The sequence below is a fragment of the Nocardia sp. NBC_01388 genome (assembly GCF_045040085.1).
In the GTDB taxonomy this organism is placed as follows: Bacteria; Actinomycetota; Actinomycetes; order Mycobacteriales; family Mycobacteriaceae; genus Nocardia.
Window position 1 is genome coordinate 7,759,346 of record NZ_CP109553.1, and the last position, 22,568, is coordinate 7,781,913.

Below are 22,568 nucleotides of genomic sequence, written 5' to 3' on the forward strand. Positions count from 1 at the left end.
CTCGAGCTCTTCGGTCTGGTGCCGCCCGAATCCGATGGTGGCGCAGGCGAGTTGACTGCATGAGTCGCATTTATCGCGACGCGGCGGCGTGTCCTGCGGGCGCTCGCCCGTGCGGGGTTGTTGGATGGGCGGAGATCGAAGGGGACGGCGCGTGCGGCTGCATCGACTGGAACTGACCGCCTTCGGCCCGTTCGCCGAAACGGCCGTGGTGGATTTCGACAAGCTCGGGGCCGACGGATTGTTCCTGCTACACGGGCAGACCGGCGCGGGTAAGACCACGGTGCTGGATGCGGTCGCGTTCGCGCTGTACGGCAGTGTGCCCGGGGCGCGCGGGGAGAAGCGGCTGCACTCCGATCACGCCGATGAGCAGACGCCGCCGCGGGTGCAACTGGAGGCGACGCTCGGCGGCAGGCGATTGCGATTGACACGTTCGCCCGAATTTCAGCGGCCGAGCTCGCGCGCGAAAAGCGGCTGGGTCAAAGAGAATGCCTCCGCGACACTGGAATGGCTGGACGGTCGCGGCCAGCACCTGTCCCGAATTCCCGATATCGGCGATGAGGTGCTGCGCCTGCTCGGTATGAGCGCCGACCAGTTCTTCCAAGTCGTGCTGCTGCCCCAGGGCGATTTCGCGCGATTCCTGCGCGCCGACAACGAGGATCGGGAAAAGCTCCTCGAAAAGCTTTTCGACACCGAACGATTCGGTACCGCCGAACAGTGGCTGATCGATAAGCGCCGCGCGGGCTCCGCCGATCTCGATACCCGCAAACAGGGCATCGATCGCCTCATCGCCCGGGTCGGCACGGCAGCGGGTCTGGCCGCGACCGAAACCGCCGGTCCGCTCGAATCCGTGGAATGGTCGCAGCGGCTGCTGGTCACCGCCCGCGCCGCGCTCACCGGCACCGCCGCGGAACTCGAACAGCGCCAGGCCGATTCCACCCGCGCCCATGCCGCGGCGGAAGAACAGCGCCGTCTCCACGACCGCCACCGCCGTCTCACCGAGGCCCGCACGCAACTCGACGCCTACGCCTCCGGCGCGGCCCACCGCGACACCCTGCAAACCGAACTCGACCGAGCCCGCCGCGCCGAACCGGTAGCCACCGCCCTCGCCGAGGCCCGCTCCGCCGCCGTAGCCCTGCGCCGCCGCGAAGACGACGCCACCCGTACCGCCGAACAACTCGCCGACCGCCTCCTCGAACCCGCCAGCGCCGAACTCGATGGAACCGCCTGGGCCGCGGCCGATCTCGCCGCGGCCGAACTGGCGGGCAGCGACCTTGGGGCAGAGCTGGACTACCTGGAGAAAAACGCCGACGCCGAATCCGTCCGCGGTGGCGCATTCCCCTCCTCGCCGAGCGATGACCCGGCGAACTCCGGTGATCGGCATCCCGGCCTCGGTGCCGAAGTCATCGAGGCTGAGGCGGAGTCGATGGGCAGTGCTGCCGGGTCCCACTCGGGCGCAGCTGGACCTGGTGCGGCGGTTGGTGGTTCGGGCGCGAATCGGGTTCGGGGGTTGGAGGCGGCTGTGCAGCGGTGGAGTGCGCAGATGGGGGCCTTGGATGAGGTGCGGGTGGATGCGGAGTCGGCTGCAAAGCTGACGGGGGCCTTGGCGCGACTGCGGGAGGAGCAGCGAGGGCTGGTCGAGACGGTGCGGAAGGTGACCGAGCGGCGCGCCAAAGTTCCGGAAGTTATTGCGGGGGTGGAAGTTCGACTGCGGGCGGCTACAGATGCCGCCGCGGGGCTGCCGGTGTTGGAGGCGGAGCGGGAGCGGTTGCGCGCTGCGGCCAAGGCGGCGCTCGAATTGCAGCGGCGGCAGGGGGAGCTGACGCGGGCGCGGGTGACCTTCGACGCGAAGCGGGTTGCGCATCTGGATGCGCGGGAGCGCACGCTCGCGCTGCGGGAGCGGCGGCTGGCGGGAATGGCCGCCGAGCTGGCGGGGGCGCTCGTGGAGGGAGATCCGTGCGCGGTGTGCGGGTCGGCCGAGCATCCCGCGCCGGCGCGAGCGGGTGAGCTGGCGGTGTCCAAGGAGGCGGAAGACGCTGCGGTGGCGGCGGAACGGGCCGCCGAGACCGCGCGGGAACAGGCCGGGCAGCTGGTCGCGGAGTTGGAGCGCACCATCGAAGTGCTCGTCGAACGCGGAGGCGATGCCGATAAGGCGGAATTGGCGAGCGGTCTGGCCGCCGCCGAGACGCGCTGGGCCGAGGCGCGGGACCGGGCGAAGCTGGCGGACGGTCTGGCCGCGGAGCTGGATCGGCTGCGCGCCGAGGAAACCCGGCTCCAGGACGAGCTGCGAGATGGCGAAAGCCGTAGCAGCGCAACGATGGAACGCATGGTGGCCACCGACCGCAGGCTGGCCGAACTCACCGAGCGGCTGACCACCGCCGCGGGTGCGGACGGCACCGTGGACCGCCGCCGCGCCCGCCTGGATGCGCTGGTCGCGGCCGCCACGGCGCTGCGTGCGGCACGCACGGAGTCCGTGCTCGCTCGCGAACAGGTTGCGGCACTGGCCGTCCGGGTCGAAAAGCTGTCGTATGACGCGGGTCTGGTCGGCACCGCCCCGCCCGTCATGGGCGAAACCGGCCCGGACTACAGCGTCCTGGCCGAATACGCCCGGGCCGTCGATGCCGCCTCGCGCACGGCTCAGCGGCAGGCCGATATCGAGGCCGAACTCGTCGCTGCCGACCGTGCCCGCTCGCATGCGGAAACCGTGCTGGCCGAACCGGAGATCCAGGCCGCCGCCGGTATCGCACTCGGCGATCTGGCCGGGCTGGAAGCCGCGGTGACACAGGCGCAAACGGCTCTCGAACGCGCCGTCGCCGCGCACACCGTGGCCGCCCGGCGGGTCGAGCAACTCGAAGAACTGTGCACGCAGCTGTGGGCGGCTGTGGACAGAATCGCACCCATCCAGCAGGCGCACGACGAACTCGCCCGTCTGGCCGATGTGGTGGCCGGACGCGGTGAGAACAATCGCCGAATGTCCCTGCGCTCCTACGTACTCGCCGCCCGCCTGGAGGAGGTGGCCGTCTCCGGCTCGGTCCGCCTGCGCCGCATGTCCGGCGGCCGTTACGAATTCGTCCACACCGATGCCGCCGGCCCGCGCGGCCGGCGCGGCGGCCTCGGCCTCGACATCCGCGACGACTACACCGGCGCCATCCGCCCCGCCAAAACCCTCTCCGGCGGCGAAACCTTCATGGCCTCACTCTCTCTCGCCCTGGGCCTGGCGGATGTGGTGGCCGCCGAATCCGGCGGCCTCGTCCTCGACACCCTGTTCATCGACGAGGGTTTCGGCAGCCTCGACGCCGACACCCTGGATGCGGTCATGGGCGTCCTCGACGAACTCCGCTCCGGCGGCCGCGTCGTCGGGGTGGTGAGCCATGTGGATGAAATGCGCCAGCGCATCCCCAGCCGCCTGCACGTCATCCGCGGCCGCACCGGCTCCCGCCTCGAAACCGCCCTCGGCTGACCACCGCACAACGGTTTCGGTCGCCGCGCATCATGCGGTTCCGGTTCCGCGAGCACATTGTCGGTGGGTCGAGGACCCCGGCGAACTCACCGACCGCTTCCATCTGGAGCGGATCCCGAGCCCGAGCGGGGTGGTGCACCACCTGTTCTGGCGCCGGTGACCGAGGTCAGTGCGCCTCGTGGTCGAGCAGCCAGCGCTTGACCGGCAGACCCCAGCGGAAGCCGCCGAGCGTGCCGTCGGTGCGGATGATGCGGTGGCAGGGGACGAACAGGGCCGCCGCATTACGGGCACAGGCATTGGCGGCGGCCCGGGTGGCGGCGGGACGGCCGGAGGCGGCGGCGAAATCGGTGTACGTGATCGGTTCTCCGCCGGGCACTTTGCGCAGCACCTCCCAGGCGTGCACCAGGAACGGGCCGGAGAGCTGGCGGACGGTAATGGCGTCGATGGCCGCGATATCGCCCGCGTGGTAGTCCACGACGGCTTTGGTGACCGCGCCGAGCGAATCGCGTTCGCGGATTTCGGCCGGTCGCAGGGTGGTGTGGATGAGCTGCCGGAGATTCTCCGCATCGGCGGTCCAGCCGGCGGCCAGGACCGCGCCGTCGGGGTCGACGAGGGCGGTGAAGGGGCCGGCCGGGGTGGTAACGGTGGCGAAATCGGCGGCAGCAGAGGTGGATCGGGTCACGGTACTGTTCTCGCTTTCCGGGCGCCGGGGGCGCCATCGGGGACGGTGGCAGGGTGGGCCAGGGCGTGCTTCCACAGATGCATGGTCAGATAGGAGCGCCAGGGCGCCCAGCGGGCGGTATCGGTCAGATCGATGCCGAGCAGACCGGCGCCGCGGCGGACGATCAGATCGGTGTGCAGCAGCACGTCGGGATCGGCCAGCAGTCGCATGGTGACGTAATCGGCGGTCCACGGGCCCACACCGTCGAGGGCCAGCAGATCGCGCCGGAGTTCGGTGGCGGTGCGCCCGGAGTGCAGGACCAGGTCACCGTCGGCGAGGGCGCGGGCGGCGGCCACGATGGCTTCGATGCGCTTGGACGGGCCGGTCAGCACCTCGGCGCCGTGTTCGGCAATGGCCGCGGCGGTGGGGAACAGGTGCGCGAGGGGTCCGGGAATGGATTCGCCCAGGTTCTGCACCAGCCGGGCGCTGTGGGTATTGGCCGCCGCGACCGAGATCTGCTGTCCGATCATGGTGCGCAGCAACAGTTCCGGTCCGTCGAGGCAGCCGGGCACCCGAATGCCGTGGGAGAGCACCACGCCCGCTCTGTTTCCGGCCATGCCCGCCGCCAAGGCCTCGTCGATGCCGACGGGATCGGCGTCGAGGTCGAGGAAGTGGCGTAGTCGGGCGACGGTCGGCGCGAGATCGCGCATATCGTGCAGCGCCAGCGAGGCGCGGACGTGCCCGGGCTGCACGGACATGCGAACGGTGGTGTGGCCGTGCGGGGTTCGCAGACTACGGGTGTAGACCCCGTCTTCCCACAGCTCCAGCCCGGGCACAGCGTGCGAGGACAGGAACCACTCCAGCCAGGGCTTGTCGAGCGGCTCCCGGTACGGAAGTCGCAGCGTCAGCAGGCCATTGGTGGCGGGCAGCGTATCGCCGTTGCGGCGGCGGGATTCATCGCGCAGCGTGGTCGGGCTGACCGCGAAGACCTCCCGCACGGTGTCGTTGAACTGCCGGATACTCGCGAAGCCGGCGGCGAACGCGATATCCGACATGGACAGCGGCGTGGTCTGGATGAGCAGCCGGGCGGTGTGCGCCCGGTGCGCCCGGGCCAGCGCCAGGGGTCCGGCGCCGAGTTCGCTGGTGAGGACCCGGGTGAGCTGGCGTTGTGAATAGCCGAGGGTATCGGCCAGGGCGGGCACGCCGCCGCGTTCGATCACACCGTCGGCGATCAGGCGCATGGCGCGGGCGGCCAGGTCGGCACGGGTATTCCACAGCGGGGAGCCGGGGGCCGCGTCCGGCAGGCAGCGGCGGCAGGCCCGGAATCCGGACTGCTGGGCCGCGGCGGCCGTGCGCAGGAAGGTGACGTTGGCAGGTTTCGGGGTTATGGCGGGACATGAAGGGCGGCAATAGATTCCGGTGGTGCGCACCGCCGTCACGAATTGCCCGTCGAAGCGGGCATCCTTGGTTGCCACGGCGCGGTAGCACCGCTCGAAGTCCAGCTCGTTCGCACTCACAAGATCCACGATCGCAGGATGCGGCCGACTCCGCTAGCGGAAATAGGACACCACTATCAGCGGAAAAACGACGCAGGTGGGTCCTCAGCAGCAGCGGTTGGCCGGGTTCCGGGCGGCGGCGTCGTGGCGGTCGCGCCAGTACTCGCGTTCGCTGGGGATCGGCGCGTCCGGGTGTTGCAGCTGTAGGTGCTGGACATAGCGCCGGTAGTCGTTGCCGCCGAGGATCGAGTTGAACCACCAGATCAGCGCGCGTGCGGCCCGGAGAACAGCGCGCCCCGCCGTCCGCAGGAAGCCTGCGGAGGACGGGGCGGCCGGGTCGGTCATAGCGGGGGTCACGGTCTCAGTGTGCGTGCGCCGCGGCCCCGCTCGCACGCACCTTGCCCTGTGCGACGAGGTCGTCCCATTCCTTCTGCACTTCCTTCTCGGCCTTGGTGGCCAGGAAGGAACTCGGCCCGAAGATCTTGGACGGCTGCTCCGGCGATTCGGTGGTTTCGCCGCCGCCCTTGCGCAGCGCGCGAATGCACACCCACAGCCCGATCAGCGCCACGATCAGCACCAGCACCGCGAACACGATCGACAGCGTGCCCTGGATGAACGTATTGCGAATCGTCTTGTCCAGGTTGGAGATCTGCGTATTCAGCGCGGCGATATTCGCCACGCCCTTGGGCAGCTGGCCGGAGTCGCGCGCGGCGACATAGGCGTCGTGGGTGCGCACGGTGTTGTGGTGCAGTGTCCAGTACCCGATCTTCGGATCACCCGAGAAGATCTTCTGGAACGACGCCGTCATGGTGACGATCAGATCCCACACCAGCGGCACCGCCGGAATCCAGGCCCATTTCACCAGGCCCTTCTTCACCACGATGGCCAGCACCACGGTCAGCGCCACGGCCGCCAGCAGCTGGTTGGAGATGCCGAAGAGCGGATAGAGCGTATTGATGCCGCCCAGTGGATCGGTGACGCCCATGAGCAGCACCGAACCCCAGGCCGCGACCACGATGGCCGAGCAGATCCAGGCGCCGGGCAGCCAGGACGGATCCTTGAAGCGCTTGGCCCCGGGCAGATTGCCCAGCGAATCCGACAGCATGAAGCGCGCCACGCGGGTGCCCGCATCGATGGTGGTGAGGATGAACAGCGCCTCGAACATGATCGCGAAGTGGTACCAGAACGCCTTCAGGCCCGACCCGCCGATGAGCTTGTGCAGCACCTCCGACATGCCGATGGCCAGCGTCGGCGCGCCACCGGTGCGGGAGACGATATTGGCCTCGTCGACTCCGGCCGCGGCCGCATTCAGATCCGCCGCCGTGATCGGATTCCCGCTCAGCCCCAGGCCGTTCACGTAGGTGGCGGCCTTGTCGGCGCTATTGCCGGTCAGGGCCGGGCTGGCATTGATGGCGAAGTACAGGTGCTGGTCGATGATGCTGGCGGTGATGATCGCCATGACCGCGACGAACGACTCCATGAGCATGCCGCCGTAGCCGATCATGCGGGCCTGCGACTGCTTCTCCAGCAGTTTCGGCGTGGTGCCCGAGGACACCAGTGCGTGAAATCCCGACAGCGCGCCACAGGCGATCGTGATGAACAGGAACGGGAACAGATTGCCCGCGAACGACGGACCGTTGCTGTTGCCCGCGAACTGCGAGATGGCGGGGGCCTCGAGCACCGGCATGGTGACCAGCACGCCCACGGCCAGCAGGGTGATGGTGCCGATCTTCATGAAGGTGGACAGATAGTCGCGCGGGGCGAGCAGCAGCCACACCGGCAGCACCGAGGCGATGAAGCCGTAGATGATCAGCATCCAGGCGATGCTGGTGCCGGACATGGTGAACCAGTCACGGCCCCAAGCGGATCCGGCCACCCAGTTGCCGGAGATGATGGCCAGCAGCAGCAGTGCGAAGCCGACGAGGGAAATCTCGCCGACCTTGCCCGGCCGCACGAAGCGCAGGTACACGCCCATGAACAGGGCGATCGGAATCGTCATGGCGATGGAGAACACGCCCCACGGGCTACCGCCCTCCAGCACACCGGTTTTCGCGTTCGGGGTGGCGGCGAGCGCATTGACCACCACGATCCCGAGCACCGCGAGCAGGATCATCATGATGACCAGCACCGCCACGATGGCGGCTACGCCGCCGACCACGCCGAGCTCATCGCGGGCCATCTGCCCGAGGCTGCGGCCGCGGCGTTTCACCGAGGCCCAGAGCACCAGATAGTCCTGCACCGCACCGGCGAAGACGACGCCGACAATGATCCAGATGGTGCCCGGCAGATAACCCATCTGCGTGGCCAGCACCGGACCGACCAGCGGTCCCGCGCCGGCGATGGCGGCGAAGTGGTGCCCGAAGAGTACGCGCCGGTCCATCGGCATGTAGTCGCGGCCGTTCTCCAGCTCCTCGGCCGGAGTGGCGACGTCATCGCGCGGTTTGGTGATCTTCCATTCGATCAGCCGCGAGTAGAACTGGTACGCCAGCACATACGTACAGAGGGCGGCCACCACGATCCACACCGCATTGACGTCCTCGCCGCGCGCGATCGCGAGGACCGTCCAGGCGATGGCGCCGAGAACGGCGACGGCGAAGAAGATGCCCTTCTTCGCGGGGGTCATGGGCGTCCGGTCCACGACGCCGACCGGGGGGAGGTCGGGGTCTGTCCGGAGGTATTCGATGGTCGCCATGCGACAACCCTCCCGTGCGGCGTATCTGAGTACTGCGGATCTGAATGCTGTGGATCTGAATGCTGTGGATCTGAATGCTGTGGATCTGAATGCTGTGGATCTGAATGCTGTGGATCTACGTGCTGTGGATCTACGTGCTGTGGATCTACGTGCTGTGGATCTACGTGCTGTGGATCTACGTGCTGTGGATCTACGTGCTGTGGATCTACGTGCTGTGGATCTAAACGAAATGGGACAAACGTAGCCGACTCGGCACACCTGGACCCCGGCTTTCTCCAGCCGTTCACCAAGTGTCGTACCGACAGGTATGGGTGGCCCGGCGGACGTGTGCGCCGGGGAACGCGGGTGACGAGATCCGGCGTGGGTCCCGCGAGTCTGCGTGTTCTCCGCGTGTCGCAGGTTGCTCTCCGTATGCTGCCATGCTGGCTCGAGACCTGCGTCACGTGGCCCCGGATCCGTGTTTCCACGACAGAGGAGACTGCGATGACTCTCGTCGGCGCCGAGCTACGCATGCTCGACACACCGTGAACAGCAACGTCACTCGGCGCACCGTGCTCCGTTCGGCGGCAGCGGCAGCGCTGGTCGCGGCCATGAGCGGCTGCGATGGTGGTGGCGACGACGCGGTGACCTTCTTCTTCCAGGCGCGCCCGGAGGAGGCGCGCTCGCGCTTGCAGATCATCGACGAATTCCGCAGGCGGCGACCGGATATCAAGATCCGGACCATCATGTCCGGGCCCGATCCGCTGCAGCAGATGCTCACCTACTGCGCGGGCGGCAAGTGTCCGGACGTGCTGATGTCATGGGAGCTGCTCTACGCCGGACTCGCCGAACGCGGGGTACTGGTGGATCTGCGGGAATTCCTGAACCGTGATCCGCAGTACGCGGCGCAGCTGCACGAGGACGGGTACGCGCCGCTGCGGGACACCTTCCTGTGGCGGGGCGGGCAGTACGCCCTGCCGGAGCAATGGTCGGGGGTATTTCTCTACTGCAACCGAAAACTGTTCGAGGAAGCCGGAATTCAGCCACCGGCCCGGTGGTCGGAGGCCTGGAGTTACGCCGAGTTCCTGGCGGCGGCCACCGCGCTGACCCGCCGCGATTCCGGTGGCCGCACGCAGCAGTGGGGTTTTGTGGATGCCTGGGTGCCGTACTTCTCGGCCGCCTGCTTCGGAATGAACAACGGGGCCGAATGGTTCAGCCCGCCCGTGCAGCCGATGCGGACCAATATCGGGGATCCGCGTTTCGCCGAAGGGCTGCAATTTTATGCCGACCTCGCGGTGCGGCACGCGGTGGCGCCGAGTGTCGGTGACCGGCAATCGGTTTCGGCACAGGACCTGTTCCGCAGCGGCAAGGCCGCCATGCTCATGGGCGGGCACTGGCTGTATTCGGAATTCACCGGGCACGACGGGCTCGACTTCGATGTCACCGTGCTGCCGGTCGGACCGCACGGGGGACCGGGGGCCATTACCGACGTCGGTAGTACCGGACTCGCCATTGCCGCCGCCAGCCCGCGCCGCGAACAGGCCTGGGAATTCGTGAAATTCGCGACCGGGCCGGAAGGTCAAGCCCTGATCGCGGCGTCCGGATTGTTCGTGCCGGTGCTCAAATCCGCCATGCACACCACGGGTTTCGCCGATGCCCATCGCGGCATTCGCAATCTGGAGGTCTTCACCGAGGGGCCTGCGAACTCGCGTCAAATGGCCGTCACGCCCCAGTGGGGAAAGGTGGAGGCGCTGCTCGAACGTGGCTGCAATCGGGTGCTGCGCGGTGCGGCGACCGCGGATTCGCTCGGCGGCCGGACCGCCGCCGATATCGACGCCGTGCTGCGGGCGGCGACATGAGCGGGCTCGAGCGGGGAGCGACGGGGGTGCTGAGCGGGGAGACTGCCGCCGGAGACGAGGCGCGGCCGCCCATTGCCGAGCGCGGCCAGGGTCGAGGCCGGGCGGGTGCGACGGCGCTGGCCCGGCGGCGGGCGCGGGCCGGAGCACTGTTCATCGCGCCGAATCTCGCTGCCGTAGCCGTGTTTCTGCTGTTCCCGCTGGGGTTTTCGCTCTACCTGAGCTTCCATTCGTGGGACTTGTTCAGCGCACCGCGGTTTGTGGGTGTGGACAACTATCAGCGGCTGTTCACCGCCGACCCGCTGTTCTATATCGCGCTGCGCAATACGGCGGTATTCACCGTGCTCACGCTGGTGCCGACCGTAGTGATCAGCCTCGCCATCGCTGCCCTGCTGAACCGAAAACTGGCCGGTATCGCGGTGTTCCGGACAATCGCCTTCCTGCCCCTGGTGGCCTCCACGGTGGCGATGGCGGTGGTCTTCCGCTTCATTTTCGCCAGCGATGACGGGCTGCTCAATCGCATGCTGAGCTGGATCGGCCTCGGTCCCGTGCCGTGGTTGACGGATCCGGATTGGGCGCTGGTATCGCTCAGCCTGGTCACGGTGTGGAAGAGCGTGCCCTTCGCGACGGTGATTCTGCTGGCCGCCATGCAGGGGGTGCCCGAAAACCTTTACGAGGCGGCGCAAATCGACGGTGCGGGCGCGTTCCGGCGCTTCCGGTCGATTACCGTGCCGCTGATTCGCGGTGCGCTGTCCTTCGTTTTTGTCATCACGATCATCAATTCGGTGCAGGCGTTCGATCAGGCGTACGCGTTGACGGGCAGCAATGGCGGGCCGGAGACGGGCACCTACGTGCTCGGAATCATGCTGTTCCAGAACGCTTTCCGCTTCTACGAGGTCGGTTACGCCTCGGCGCTGGCCTGGGTGATATTCGCAATTCTGCTGGTGCTCACCCTGATTCAGCTGCGGCTCTCGCGGCGTGCGGAGGCGGACCTGTGAGGCGTACTCCCGGTCGTCGCGTCCTGAACGGCGCGCTGATCTATCTGGCCCTGATCGCGGTGGCCTGGTGCGCACTGCTGCCGATCCTGTGGGCCGTCTCGGCCTCGCTGAAGTCCGAGGGCGAACTGCTCGACGCGACTCCGCTGCCCGCGCATCCCCAATGGTCCAACTACGCCGATGTTTTCGACGCCATTCCGCTGGGGCGCATGCTGCTCAATACCGTCATCTACGCCGGCTGCGTGACGGCAGGTCAGGTCTTCTTCTGCTCACTGGCCGGATACGCCTTTGCCCGCCTGCGTTTTCCGGGCCGCGAGGCGCTCTTCCTCGCCTATCTGGCCACCCTCATGGTGCCGCTGACCGTCACCGTCATTCCGCAATTCCTGCTCATGCGGGCCCTCGGCTGGATGGACACCCCCTGGTCCATGATCGTTCCCGGCCTGTTCGGCAGCGCCTTCGGCACCTACCTCATGCGCCAGTTCTTCCAGACCCTGCCCACCGAACTGGAGGAGGCGGCCGCCCTCGACGGCTGCACCCCCTGGCAGATCTACTGGCGCGTCCTGCTCCCGCACGCCCGCCCCGCCGTCATGGTCCTGGCCGTCCTCACCTGGATCACCGTCTGGAACGACTTCCTCTGGCCGCTGATCATGATCCAGCGCAATGAATACGCCACCGCCACCCTCGGCCTCATCCGCCTCCAAGGCCAATACTCGACGAACTGGCCCCTTCTGATGTCCGCCGCCATCCTCCTGCTTCTGCCCCTCCTGCTCCTCTACGCCCTGGCCCAGCGCTCCTTCGTCAAGGGCATCGCCATGTCCGGCCTCGGCGGCCGCTGATACACTGGACGTCCATCATGGAAGTCTCGGACACCCGCACTGGAGGCGAGCTCATGGCTGCATCGAAGACGCCGATAGAGATAGACGAGGAGGCCCTGGCCATCGCGGCCGAGGTGCTCGGAACCAAGACCAAGAAGGACACGGTCAACGCAGCACTCCGTGAGGTGGGGCAGCGGCTGGTTCGTATTCGAGCGCTCGCTCGACTGGGAGAGATGGCTGACCAGGGGGACTTCGACGAGTTTCTCGATAACAAGTCGAAATACCGCCGATGACGCCTGCCTTGTATCTCATCGATACATCCGGTCTGTTCCGAATATTGCAAGACAAGGTCCGGCAAGCATGGATCGACCAGCTGACAGCCGGGGTCATCGCCACCTGCCCCGTCGTGGAGCTCGAATTCATGCACTCGGCTCGTTCCCTGGCCGATCGGCTCGAGAAGCAGCGAATGCTGCGCGATTTGTTCACCTGGGTACCGATGTACGAGCGTGGATATGAGCGTGCCCACGAGGTTCAGCAGCTGATGACAGAGGAAGGAACCCATCGATCGGCTGGGCCGGTCGACCTACTGATTGCGGCAACGGCTGAGCATCACCGGCTGGCGGTGCTGTGTGATGATCGAGATTTCGGAACGATCGCTCGAATAACCCGTCAGCCCGTCACATTTGTCAGTGACATTCGGCCATAACGCGGTCCGTACTGGGACGGCCGATATCGGCAATGCCGGTGGAACCGTCTTCGGCCAGGCCCACCGCGACGGCCACGGCGACCGCTTCGTCGTCGGCGAGCAGCAGGCGCAGCAGCCGGGTTGTGGTCGAGTTCACAAAGCGTCTTTTGCTGAGTCCGGGTGATCAGGATTCATATCCTTGTCTCAACGTATCGAAACACCCTGACAGGCAAGAACATGAGCACCAACTCGCAGACCGCCACCCCCGTCGCCGCCCTCGCCCCCGTCTGGCGGGATGCGCTCGCCTCCTCCTACAGCGCACTCACCGCGGTCGCCGGTGTCGGCGCCGACCAGTGGCAGCTGATCACCCCGTGCTCGGAGTGGACCGTCACCCAGGTCGTGCAGCACGCCGCCGCCGACCAGCCGGCCTACGCCCTGTCCCTCGGCGTCGGCGCGGGCCCGGCCTACGACCCGTTCTCGCCCTCCGGCACCGTTGACGGCACTCCGGCCGAATTGGTCGTTGCCGCAGTCGAAGAGACCGCCGCCGCCTGGGCCACCGTCACCGGCGCGGCCGAAACCGTCCCCACCCCGCTGCCGCACGGCGCGCTGCCGACCCCGGTCGCCGCCGTCATGTGCGCCCTCGACGCGGCGGTGCACGCCTGGGATATCGCCATCGCGACCGGGCAGCCGCCGCCGCTGACCGAGGAGCTGGCCGGTCACCTGCTCACCGCCGCAACGGGTCTGGTGGAACCGCTGCGCCAGTGGGGCGCCTACGCCGCGGTCGTCGAATCCGATTCCGCGAGCGCCACTCCCGTGGCCGATGAGCTGCTCGGTTACCTGGGCCGCGACCCGCGCGCCTGAACCGCCGCGATAAATCGGCCACGCAGTGCCAAGCTGGGTGCGTGCATGAACTCGGTCTTGCGGGTGCGGTCCGGTCGGCAGGGGGCCGATGAAGGCGATCCCCGTCGTGCGCATCCTCGCCGCCCTCTTCGCACTGCTGGTTGTACTCGCCGCCGCCACCGCCGCCGCCCCGGTCTCCGCACCGGGGTGGCAGGCGGTGTGGGCGACCGGAACACAGCGGCCGGGCGACAACAGCTTCGTGCCCAACTGGTCGATGGCCGGATTCGGGAATCAATCGGTGCGCCAGGTGATTCGGGTCAGCGACGGGGGAACGCAACTGCGCGTGCGATTGTCGAACCAGTTCGGCACGAAACCCCTGCAGGTGACCGGCGCGACCGTCGCGCGCAGTGCAGGCGGCGCGGCGGTGCATCCGGATAGCCTGCGGCAGTTGCTGATCGGCTCCGAATCGGCGTTCCGAATCGCGCCGGGGACCACGGCGGTCACCGATCCGATCGCCATGCCGGTCGATCCTCTGGAGCTGTTGACGGTGACGCTGTTCTTCGCCGATCCGACCGGACCCGGGACGTATCACGCGCAGGTGCTGGGCACCTCGTACCTGGCCTGGGGCGACCATCGATCCGACGCCGCCCCAACGGCATTCACTGTTACCTCCTCGTCCTACTACTACCTGGCGGCGGTGGAGACCCAGCAGCTGCGACCGCGTCCCTCCGGGGTGGCGCTGCTGGGTGATTCCCTCACCGAGGGTGTCGGCTCCACCATGGACGCCCACCACACCTACCCGGAGATACTCGCCGAAAGTCTTGTCGCACAAGGTAAACCGCGCCCGATACTCAATCTCGGCATCGGCGGCAACTGTGTGACCGCCGATTCGCAGTGGATGGGGGAGAGTGCGATATCCCGCTTCCGCCGCGACGTCCTCGACCAGCCGGGGGTCGGCGCCGTGGTGATCCTGGAGGGCATCAACGACATCTGGCTCGGCGGCGGCAATCTGGCGACCGGAGGTCCGGGCCCCGGCGTCTCGGCCGAGCAACTGATCGCGGGCTATCGGTCCCTGATCGCGCTTGCCCGCACGGCGGGCATCCGGGTCATCGGCGCGACCATTCCGCCCGCCGCGGGTTCCACCTTCGGTGACGGTGATCGAGTCCGCTACGACGATCGTGAGGGCGTCCGCAGGGCCGTGAACGCGTGGATTCGCACCTCGGGCGAATACGATGCCGTGGTGGATTCGGCTGCCGTACTCGCCGATCCGGCCGATCCCGAGCGGCTCGCCCCCGCCTTCGACAGCGGCGACCATCTGCACCTGCGAGACGCCGGATATGTGGCCCTGGCGGCAGCTGTCGCCGCGGTGCTCGACTGACCCGCGCGGGCGCGAACGGCCCGAACTGTCCGGCCCGAGTCCGTTCCGTCGGAAGTGCGCAGGTAGAGTCTTGTTCTCGTGAGTCTCACCCTCGGAATCGTCGGCCTGCCCAACGTCGGAAAATCGACGCTGTTCAATGCGTTGACCCGCAACGACGTGCTGGCGGCGAACTACCCCTTCGCCACCATCGAGCCGAACACCGGCGTCGTTTCGCTGCCCGATCCGCGGCTGGCCAAGCTCGCCGAGATCTTCCACTCCGAGCGCCAGCTCCCCGCCGTGGTGTCCTTCGTCGACATCGCCGGCATTGTGAAGGGCGCCTCCGAGGGTGCGGGCCTGGGCAATAAGTTCCTCGCCAATATTCGTGAGGCCGACGCTATCTGTCAGGTGGTGCGCGTCTTCGCCGACGACGATGTGATCCACGTCGACGGCAAGGTCGATCCGCTCGCCGATATCGAGGTCATCGAGACCGAGCTGATCCTCGCCGATATGCAGACCCTGGAGAAAGCGGCCGTCCGCCTCGACAAGGAAGCGCGCGTCAAGAAGGACCGCAAGCCGGTCGCCGACGCCGCCAAGCAGGCGCAGGAGATCCTCAATGCCGGCCGCACGCTGTTCGCGGCGCGCAAGGAACTCGATGTCGAGCTGCTGAAGGAACTTTCGCTGCTCACCATCAAGCCCTTCCTCTACGTTTTCAATGCCGACGAGGCGATCCTCACCGACGAGGCGAAGAAGGCCGAGCTCGCGGCCGCCGTCGCACCCGCCGACGCCGTCTTCCTGGACGCCAAGGTCGAATCCGAGCTCATCGAGCTGGATGAGGAATCCGCCGTCGAGCTGCTGGAATCCATCGGCCAGACCGAGCCGGGCCTGCACTCGCTGGCCCGCGCCGGTTTCCACACCCTCGGCCTGCAGACCTATCTCACCGCCGGCCCGAAAGAGTCGCGCGCCTGGACCATCCACCAGGGCGATACCGCCCCCAAGGCGGCCGGCGTCATCCACACCGACTTCGAGCGCGGCTTCATCAAGGCCGAAATCGTCGCCTTCGACGACCTCGTCGCGGCCGGTTCCATGGCCGCCGCCAAATCCGCCGGCAAGGTCCGGATGGAGGGCAAGGACTACGTCATGGCAGATGGCGACGTGGTCGAGTTCCGATTCAACGTCTAGATCGTTACCTGATCTGACGAACCCGCCTACGCGGCACGACATCCCGTAGGCGCGACACGCGTGGCGGCGAAGTAAATTTGCGCGCCGCCTGCCTTGTTGTGCGCCCGTGTTCCGCTATCGTTCATCGCACTGTTCGATGCTGCTACTGGCGCGCCTAGGCTGATTCGTCGTTTCCGGAGCACACGGCCGGTGCGGCATTGTCTGAGCGAGCCCCCGACCGTATCCGAAAGATCGAGGGAACGTGCCTGTACCCCTTTCTCTGACCGGCCGTCTGGTACGGCTGGAACCCCTTGCGCCGCACCATGCTTCGGGTATATCGGAAGCAGCGGCGGGGAACCGTGACGATTTCGCGTTCACGCCTGTCCCACACGGGGTGGACGAGGCGCTGGAATATGTGGCGCAAGCGCTATCCGGGCATGCCGCCGGAACCTCGCTCGCCTTCGCCATCATCGCCGTCGCCAGTGGCCGGATACTGGGCTCCACCAGGTTCACCCGATTCGACTACTGGCAGGGGCCGCTGGTGTGGCCGCTGGTGCACGGATTGCCACCGGGGGATGCCTTGATGGCAGTGCCGGACGCGGCCGAGATCGGCAATACCTGGTTGTCGCCGGAGGCGCGTGGCACCGGCATCAATCTGGAGTCCAAGATGCTGCTGCTGCAGCATGCCTTCGAGACCTGGCGGGTGCGGCGCATCACCTTCCGGGCGGATGTGCGAAATCACCGCTCGCGCTTGGCAATCGAGAGACTCGGTGCCACCAGCGACGGGGTCAGACGGGCGCATTCGCGCGGGCTGGACGGTGAGGTTCGCAGTACGGCCTTCTACTCGATCCTGGAGGATGAGTGGCCGACTGTCCGGGCCACTATCGAGGGGCAGTTCAGCGCACTGCCTGTGCGCAATCGGCTCATCGACGCCTGATCGATCGTTTCGGGCGGTGCCGACGGGTGTCGGCACCGGCCGGAAAAACAACGGACCTGTCTTAAACCGACCGGTCCGGTTAACTCTGGGCGACTATACTTCTCGGCGTTGCGGTCCCTTTTTCCCGAAGGAGAAGCGCATGCCCGACCCCATGACCACCAAGGTCTATCTCTCGGACAGGCTGTCCGGTTCTCCCGCGCTCACCCTGTTCCTCGTTCCCGATCCGCGCGTCCACGGCGGCAGCATGCTGCATCTGCTCGAGCAGACGCCGCTCACCGGCCGCATTCCCCGCCGCAATGCCGTCCTCGTGGACTGGCTGCAGGTGCACTGCTCGCCCGCCGTCCGCACCCGATTCCGGGCCTTCGGGCCGGGTATTCACGATCCCGGCCGGGCGCGCGCGGTACTGCACGATCACTTCATCGCCGATCCCGCCCCGATGGGCCTGGATATCGACGATCCCGCGGAAATGCTGCGGCTGGCGCTGCTACCCGAACACGATCTCGGGGTGCGGCGCATCGACGACTTCCACGATCGGGCCGTGCGCACCGCCATGCTCGCCGTCTACCGGCATTTCGGGGTGGATCGGCGCATTCCGCTCGTCTATCACGGGTTCGCCGAACCCGAGGACGGCTGGTTCGAAGAGCCGGCCGCGCAGGCCTGAGCCCGGCTCAGTGGAACGGCACCACGGTCAGCAGTGACCAGGGCCGGCGCGGAGCCTGGAAGTGGAAGGTCTGCACGTGCAGCCGGATCTCGGCCCGCGTCTCCGGCTCGTGCATGAGCAGCGTCCGCTCGCGCTGTTCGTCCGGGGCGGCCTCGTTCTGCCACAGCCGATCCCATTCCGGTGCGCGCCGGCACAGATTGAGAATCTCCTCACGTCGCTCCGGACTGATCAGGTCCGGAGCCATGGTCCGGAAGGTCGAGACCATGATCTGCGCCTCCGCCTCCCAGTCACCGAGGCGGTAGCGGGACATGGGTTCGAGCATGATGGCGGTCAGCAGGTTCGCGCCGGGTCCGGTGCCCGGGAAGATCGCATCGAAGGCACTGTTCGCGGCCACCACGTCATAGGCGCCGTCATGCAGGCACGCCGGATACGGGAGGCTGTGCAGCACCGCGAGATCGGCGGGCGGAAGCCGGGAGGGGTCGGACACCCTAGGCAGTGTGCGGTACAACTCTTCGGATCCACTTCGTATCGAGTTAAGCCCGATCACAAGACTGGGTGTTACCGCAGAATTTCTGCCATATTGGACACTCGGTTTGGTTTTTGTTCGTAGTGGGTATTGGGGGTGGCTCGGCTCGATGGCGGTCACGCGAATCGGTGTGCTGGGTCCATTGCACATCAGCATCGACGATCAGCGGGTGCCACCGGGGGCGCCCATGCAGTGCGCGGTGCTCGGCAGGCTGGTCGCGGCGGGCGGGCGGGTGGTGCCCACCGACCGGCTCATCGATGATCTCTGGAGCGGCGATCCGCCGACCAAAGCCGTTGCCGCCCTGCAGGTGTACATTCACAATCTGCGCCGGGTCTTCGAACCCGACCGGCCGCGGCGGGGTCAGTCGCGCGTCATCGTCTCCGAATCCCACGGCTACGCACTGAATCTGGAACCGGAGCAGGTGGATTCGTGGCACTTCGAACAGCTGCTGCACGGGCATGAATCGGCCATGCGCGATCCGGCCGGGCGGCCCGATCCGCTGGAGCAGGTCCGCGTCCTGGACGCGGCGCTGGGCTGCTGGCACGGCAGCGCCTTCGAATCCTTCGCGGGAATGACCTGGGCCGCACAGGAAACCGCCCGCCTGGGCGCACTCCGGCTCACCGCCGCCGAACTGCGGGCGCAGGCCGCGCTGGAGATGAACCGGCCCGCCGAAGTGGTCCTGGCGCTGCGGCCGATCTTCGAGGAGTTTCCGGGCCGCGAGGAATGCGCGCGACTCTTGGCGCTCGCGCAGTACCGGCTCGGACAATCGCTGGACGCGCTGGCCACGGTGCGGCACAGTCGCGAATTCCTCACCCTGGAGTTCGGCGTGGATCCCGGTCCGGGACTGCGTGATCTGGAGACCGCCATCCTCACGCACTCGGTGGAAACCGATGCGCCGGCGCCGCCGATCACGGTGCGGACGGCCGAACCGGAGGCACTGCTGCCGCAGGATCCGATGCGGGACAGCGGATATGCCCAGCAGCGGGCCGGACTGCTGGCCGCCGCCGACTCGGCCGCCGCCGGACGGGTGCGGCTGGTCTGGCTCTCCGGTGAGGCCGGAGCGGGCAAGACCACGCTCGCCGCCACCATTGTCACGCAGCTGGCCGGACGGTCCTGGACCACCGTCTTCGGGCGCTGCCCCGAGGTGGAGGGCGCACCGCCCGCCTGGGCGTGGTCCGAGGTGCTCACCGGACTCGATGCCGCCGATCCCGAAAGCTATACCGCCGCCGATGCTTTCACGCTGGCGCGGCGGGTGGTGCGCTCCTGCCGGGAACGCGCGGCCACCGGACCGGTGGCCATTGTGCTCGAGGATGTGCACGGCGCGGATACCGCCACCCTGCAGGTGCTGCGGCAGGTGGTGAACTGGTTGCGGGACCGGCCCATTCTCATCGTGGCCACCATGCGCGGCACCGAAGCCGGTCCCGGAGTGCGGGATACCGCCGCGGCGCTGGCGCTGTTCACCGCCGATCGCATCGAACTCGACGGCCTCGATCTGGCCGGGACGCGGCGGGCCGCGGTCGCCGCCGGGCTCACCACCCTGGACGATCGCACCGTGGAACTGCTGCGCCGCCGCACCGGCGGCAATCCGCTGTTCGTCCGCGAGCTCGCGAAACTTGTTGCCGGACAGGGCAGCACCGACGGTCTGCCGGACAGCGTGCGCGATCTGCTCGGCCGGCGCATCGCGCAGCTGCCGGATGAGGTGACCGAACTGCTGCGGCACATGTCGATCTGGGGTGAGCACAGCGACGTCAATACCCTCGCCGCCTCCGCCGGCCACACCGCCGACACCGTCATCGACCTGATCGCCGCCGCCGAATCGGCGCGCCTGCTGCGCACCGAGCGCAGCGGCCGCATCGCCTTCGACCACGCCCTCGTCCGCGAAACCGTCTACTACGACATCCCCGTCCTGCGCCGCGCCCGAATGCACTGGGCCGCCTTCGAACTCCTCTGTTCCCGCACCCCCACCCCACCCCCGGTCACCGCCATAGACGCCCTCGCCCACTCGGCAGCCGTATCGAAGGCAATCGCAGCGCCTTCGGGCAACGGGGACGATCCGCAGGCCGATTCCCGGGCGCTGTCCGGCAGACGAGCGCTGCCGATCGATCGCAGCGCGGATTCGGCGGCTGTGTCGAAGGCAATCGCGGCACCTTCGGGCAACGGGGACGATCCGCAGGCAGATTCCCGGGCGCTGTCCGGCAGGCGAGCGCTGCCGATCGATCGCAGCGCGGATTCGGCGGCTGTGTCGAAGGCAATCGCGGCGCCTTCGGGCAACGGGGACGATCCGCAGGCCGATTCCCGGGCATTGCCCGGCAGGCGAGCGCGGTCGATCGACGGTCTCACCGATTCGGGAGCGGCATCGGCGGCGATCGCGGCGTCGTTCTCCGGCAACGCTTTTGCTGATTCGCAGGAGGTGGTGGGGGATCGAGGGGCGTTGTCGGGGGATGTGATCGAGGCTCTTGCTGATGTTGCGGGGATATCCGGTGAGCGGGGGTTCTCGCCGGGGGACGTGGTTGAGGCGTTCGCGGGTGCGGTGGGTGAATCGGCTGCGGAGTCGGGTGCCGCGGAGTCGGTGGGCGGCGGTGTCATCGAGGCGCTGAATGGTGCGCTGGAGAGGGCGGGCGAGGGGGATGCCGCACGAATTGCGCTGTCCTGCAATGCTATTTATGCCCGTTCGGCGGCCGGTCGTACGGCCGTCGATGCACTTGTTCATGCGGCGTCGGCGGCCGCGCGTGCTGTCGCGCAGGCGTCGTCCGTGGCTGATATCGATGCGCTGGCACATCATGCGTCGCTCGGGGCGAATGCCGAAACTGCCGCGCGGGCACTGGAATTCGTGCGGGCCGCGGCGCGGCGGTGTGTGGAGCGGCGGATGCGGGCGGATGCGGTGCGCCGGTGGCGTTCGGTGCTGGCGCTGCACGATATGGCGGGACACGGCGCGGCGACGGCTCGGGCCGATCGGGTGGCGCTGTTGGAGGCGCGCTGTGAGCTGGTGACGGCGCTCGCCTACGACGGGCAGCACATCGCTGCTCGCGCCGCCCGGGAGCAGGCGCTGGATCTTGCTGAATCACTCGGTGGCACAGAGTTTCTGGCGCGTGCCGCGACCTGCTGGCCGACACCGCTGATCTGGTCGGTGCACGATTGGCACACCCCCGATCCGCGTCTTCGGGAACCGCTGCGCACTGCGCTGGCGGACCCGGGCCTGCCGGTGTCCACGCGCGTTCGGATCCAGGTCAATACGGTTTTCGACCGGGCGCTCGACGATCTGGCGGCCACCGGTGCCGCCGCCGCGGCGGCCAGCGCGCTGGCCGCGCCCAGTGCCGATCCGGAACTGCTCTGTACGGTGCTGAACGCGCAGGCGTTCGCGGCCTTCGCGCGCAAGGGTTTTCTGCGCGCCGACGATCTCAGACGCCATGCGACCCGCATGCTGCGCATTGCGACCGAGGCCGAACTCACCGAGTTCCGCGCGCTCGCACACTATCTGCTCTTCCGCGCCACCCTCGCCGACGCCGACCTGGTCGCCGCCGCCGAACATGCCCGCAGTGCGGGCGAATACGCCACCGACGGCCAGCTCCGCCATCTGCTCGACGCCCTCGCGCCCTTCGATATGGTGCTGGAACTGTTGCGCGGCAATACCGAAGGCGTGGCGCTCATGCTCGCCGTCGAGCCGGCGGCCGCCGATGAGATCGTGGCGCATTCGGCCGAGGGTGCGGCCGAACCCTCGCGTGAACCCAATGCCCTGCATATCGGCATTGCCATCTCGCTGGCGTGGGCTCGCAATGACATGTCCGAGTTCGTCGACGAGCTGCGCGAGCGGGCGGTGATCAAACCCGAACTGTTCGTCTACGGTTACGCGCTCGCCCTGCTGCACTCCGGCCAGGAGGAGCAGGCGCGGAGTGTGCTCCGCGAATCTCCGCCGCTCGCCCCGCAGTTCTGGACCACCTTCACCTCCGTGCGGGCCCGCCTGGCCATCGGCCTCGCCGATCGGGACTGGGCGCACGAGCTGTACGACCAGTTGCTGCCGTACGCGGGCACGATCGCCGGCCTGGAGAGCGGGGCCACCGTCCTGGGCCCGATGGATCTCACGCTGGCCGAACTGGCCGAATTCCTCGGCGACCCGGAACGCGCTGCCGCGCACCGCACCGCCGCGGTCCGGCTGCGTGAGCGCATCGCCCTGGACCTCGCCCTGCTCGACGAACGCGCTGCCCCCAGCCGGGCTCCGGTGCGCGCCCAGCAGGTCCGCGAGGTCTCGCTGAGCCAGTCCTGCCGCGTCCCCGACCCTTCCTCCGACTGACCCGCAACCGGGCCCGCTGATTGCAGTGTCGTCCGGCTCGGTGGGTCGTGGGCTCGCAGCGCGATCGATCGGAGCCCACACCGGCGGTGCGCGTATGGGGGTGGTGCGGATTTCGTGGAGATCCTGTGTAGACGGGAACCGGCGATCATCGCGGGACGTCGAATA

General features: G+C 68.0%; 19 protein-coding genes and 1 pseudogene. 14 read left to right on the forward strand and 6 right to left on the reverse strand.

Annotated features, from left to right (window positions below):
* Window positions 1-151: 151 nt before the first annotated feature.
* Both OG716_RS36730 and OG716_RS36735 read left to right on the forward strand, forming a co-directional pair.
* The gene (locus OG716_RS36730; protein ID WP_405134862.1) at window positions 152-3,457 is read left to right on the forward strand and encodes an AAA family ATPase; all 3,306 of its coding nucleotides are present in this window, start codon (window positions 152-154) and stop codon (window positions 3,455-3,457) included.
* A 70-nt stretch (window positions 3,458-3,527) separates the two neighbouring features.
* Window positions 3,528-3,617, forward strand: a pseudogene (locus OG716_RS36735) (deaminase); the annotation flags it as partial.
* 6 nt (window positions 3,618-3,623) lie between these two features.
* On the opposite strand, the gene OG716_RS36740 reads toward OG716_RS36735, so the two are convergent.
* The 4 genes from OG716_RS36740 to OG716_RS36755 form a co-directional block, all read right to left on the reverse strand.
* A complete protein-coding gene (locus tag OG716_RS36740; protein WP_355119260.1) occupies window positions 3,624-4,139 on the reverse strand; it encodes a methylated-DNA--[protein]-cysteine S-methyltransferase in 516 nt (171 codons plus the stop codon).
* Window positions 4,136-5,635 (reverse strand): AlkA N-terminal domain-containing protein, encoded by a 1,500-nt coding sequence (locus tag OG716_RS36745; RefSeq protein ID WP_405134863.1) that lies wholly within the window; start codon window positions 5,633-5,635, stop codon window positions 4,136-4,138. Before OG716_RS36745 ends, OG716_RS36740 begins: the two co-directional genes overlap by 4 nt.
* A gap of 84 nt (window positions 5,636-5,719) precedes the next feature.
* The gene (locus tag OG716_RS36750; RefSeq protein ID WP_405134864.1) at window positions 5,720-5,971 is read right to left on the reverse strand and encodes a YbdD/YjiX family protein; all 252 of its coding nucleotides are present in this window, start codon (window positions 5,969-5,971) and stop codon (window positions 5,720-5,722) included.
* A gap of 4 nt (window positions 5,972-5,975) precedes the next feature.
* On the reverse strand, window positions 5,976-8,306 hold the full coding sequence (locus OG716_RS36755) for a carbon starvation CstA family protein (RefSeq protein WP_405134865.1): 2,331 nt from the start codon (window positions 8,304-8,306) through the stop codon (window positions 5,976-5,978).
* Between OG716_RS36755 and OG716_RS36760 the strand changes: the two genes are divergently transcribed.
* From OG716_RS36760 to OG716_RS36785, 6 genes are all read left to right on the forward strand, one after another.
* Window positions 8,305-8,550: a pentapeptide repeat-containing protein gene (locus tag OG716_RS36760; protein ID WP_405140173.1), complete on the forward strand. Its 246-nt coding sequence runs from the start codon at window positions 8,305-8,307 to the stop codon at window positions 8,548-8,550. The genes OG716_RS36755 and OG716_RS36760 overlap by 2 nt on opposite strands.
* A 346-nt stretch (window positions 8,551-8,896) precedes the next feature.
* Window positions 8,897-10,144, forward strand: coding sequence for an ABC transporter substrate-binding protein (locus OG716_RS36765; RefSeq protein ID WP_405140175.1), 1,248 nt, complete (start codon window positions 8,897-8,899; stop codon window positions 10,142-10,144).
* Window positions 10,141-11,139, forward strand: a complete 999-nt coding sequence (locus tag OG716_RS36770) for a carbohydrate ABC transporter permease (protein WP_405134866.1) — start codon at window positions 10,141-10,143, stop codon at window positions 11,137-11,139. The genes OG716_RS36765 and OG716_RS36770 overlap by 4 nt, the downstream gene beginning before the upstream one ends.
* Window positions 11,136-11,972, forward strand: a complete 837-nt coding sequence (locus tag OG716_RS36775; protein WP_405134867.1) for a carbohydrate ABC transporter permease — start codon at window positions 11,136-11,138, stop codon at window positions 11,970-11,972. The genes OG716_RS36770 and OG716_RS36775 overlap by 4 nt, the downstream gene beginning before the upstream one ends.
* Before the next feature lie 53 nt (window positions 11,973-12,025).
* Window positions 12,026-12,244, forward strand: a complete 219-nt coding sequence (locus tag OG716_RS36780) for a type II toxin-antitoxin system VapB family antitoxin (RefSeq protein ID WP_405134868.1) — start codon at window positions 12,026-12,028, stop codon at window positions 12,242-12,244.
* Complete coding sequence (locus OG716_RS36785) at window positions 12,241-12,657, forward strand: PIN domain nuclease (RefSeq protein ID WP_405134869.1); 417 nt, start codon at window positions 12,241-12,243, stop codon at window positions 12,655-12,657. Before OG716_RS36780 ends, OG716_RS36785 begins: the two co-directional genes overlap by 4 nt.
* Here the strand turns inward: OG716_RS36785 and OG716_RS36790 are convergent.
* Complete coding sequence (locus OG716_RS36790) at window positions 12,638-12,793, reverse strand: hypothetical protein (protein WP_405134870.1); 156 nt, start codon at window positions 12,791-12,793, stop codon at window positions 12,638-12,640. The genes OG716_RS36785 and OG716_RS36790 overlap by 20 nt on opposite strands.
* Before the next feature lie 80 nt (window positions 12,794-12,873).
* Between OG716_RS36790 and OG716_RS36795 the strand changes: the two genes are divergently transcribed.
* From OG716_RS36795 to OG716_RS36815, 5 genes are all read left to right on the forward strand, one after another.
* Window positions 12,874-13,497: a TIGR03086 family metal-binding protein gene (locus OG716_RS36795; protein WP_405134871.1), complete on the forward strand. Its 624-nt coding sequence runs from the start codon at window positions 12,874-12,876 to the stop codon at window positions 13,495-13,497.
* Between the two features lie 88 nt (window positions 13,498-13,585).
* Window positions 13,586-14,854 (forward strand): SGNH/GDSL hydrolase family protein, encoded by a 1,269-nt coding sequence (locus tag OG716_RS36800; RefSeq protein WP_405134872.1) that lies wholly within the window; start codon window positions 13,586-13,588, stop codon window positions 14,852-14,854.
* Between the two features lie 78 nt (window positions 14,855-14,932).
* Window positions 14,933-16,012, forward strand: a complete 1,080-nt coding sequence (gene ychF / locus OG716_RS36805) for a redox-regulated ATPase YchF (protein WP_405134873.1) — start codon at window positions 14,933-14,935, stop codon at window positions 16,010-16,012.
* Between the two features lie 241 nt (window positions 16,013-16,253).
* On the forward strand, window positions 16,254-16,928 hold the full coding sequence (locus OG716_RS36810) for a GNAT family N-acetyltransferase (RefSeq protein ID WP_405134874.1): 675 nt from the start codon (window positions 16,254-16,256) through the stop codon (window positions 16,926-16,928).
* A gap of 139 nt (window positions 16,929-17,067) precedes the next feature.
* Entirely contained in the window at window positions 17,068-17,589 is a 522-nt protein-coding gene (locus OG716_RS36815; RefSeq protein WP_405134875.1) for a hypothetical protein, read from the forward strand.
* Between the two features lie 7 nt (window positions 17,590-17,596).
* On the opposite strand, the gene OG716_RS36820 is transcribed toward OG716_RS36815, so the two are convergent.
* Window positions 17,597-18,076: a hypothetical protein gene (locus tag OG716_RS36820; RefSeq protein WP_405134876.1), complete on the reverse strand. Its 480-nt coding sequence runs from the start codon at window positions 18,074-18,076 to the stop codon at window positions 17,597-17,599.
* 148 nt (window positions 18,077-18,224) lie between these two features.
* On the opposite strand from OG716_RS36820, the gene OG716_RS36825 reads away from it, so the two are divergent.
* The gene (locus tag OG716_RS36825; protein WP_405134877.1) at window positions 18,225-22,403 is read left to right on the forward strand and encodes a BTAD domain-containing putative transcriptional regulator; all 4,179 of its coding nucleotides are present in this window, start codon (window positions 18,225-18,227) and stop codon (window positions 22,401-22,403) included.
* The last annotated feature ends 165 nt before the right edge of the window (window positions 22,404-22,568 follow it).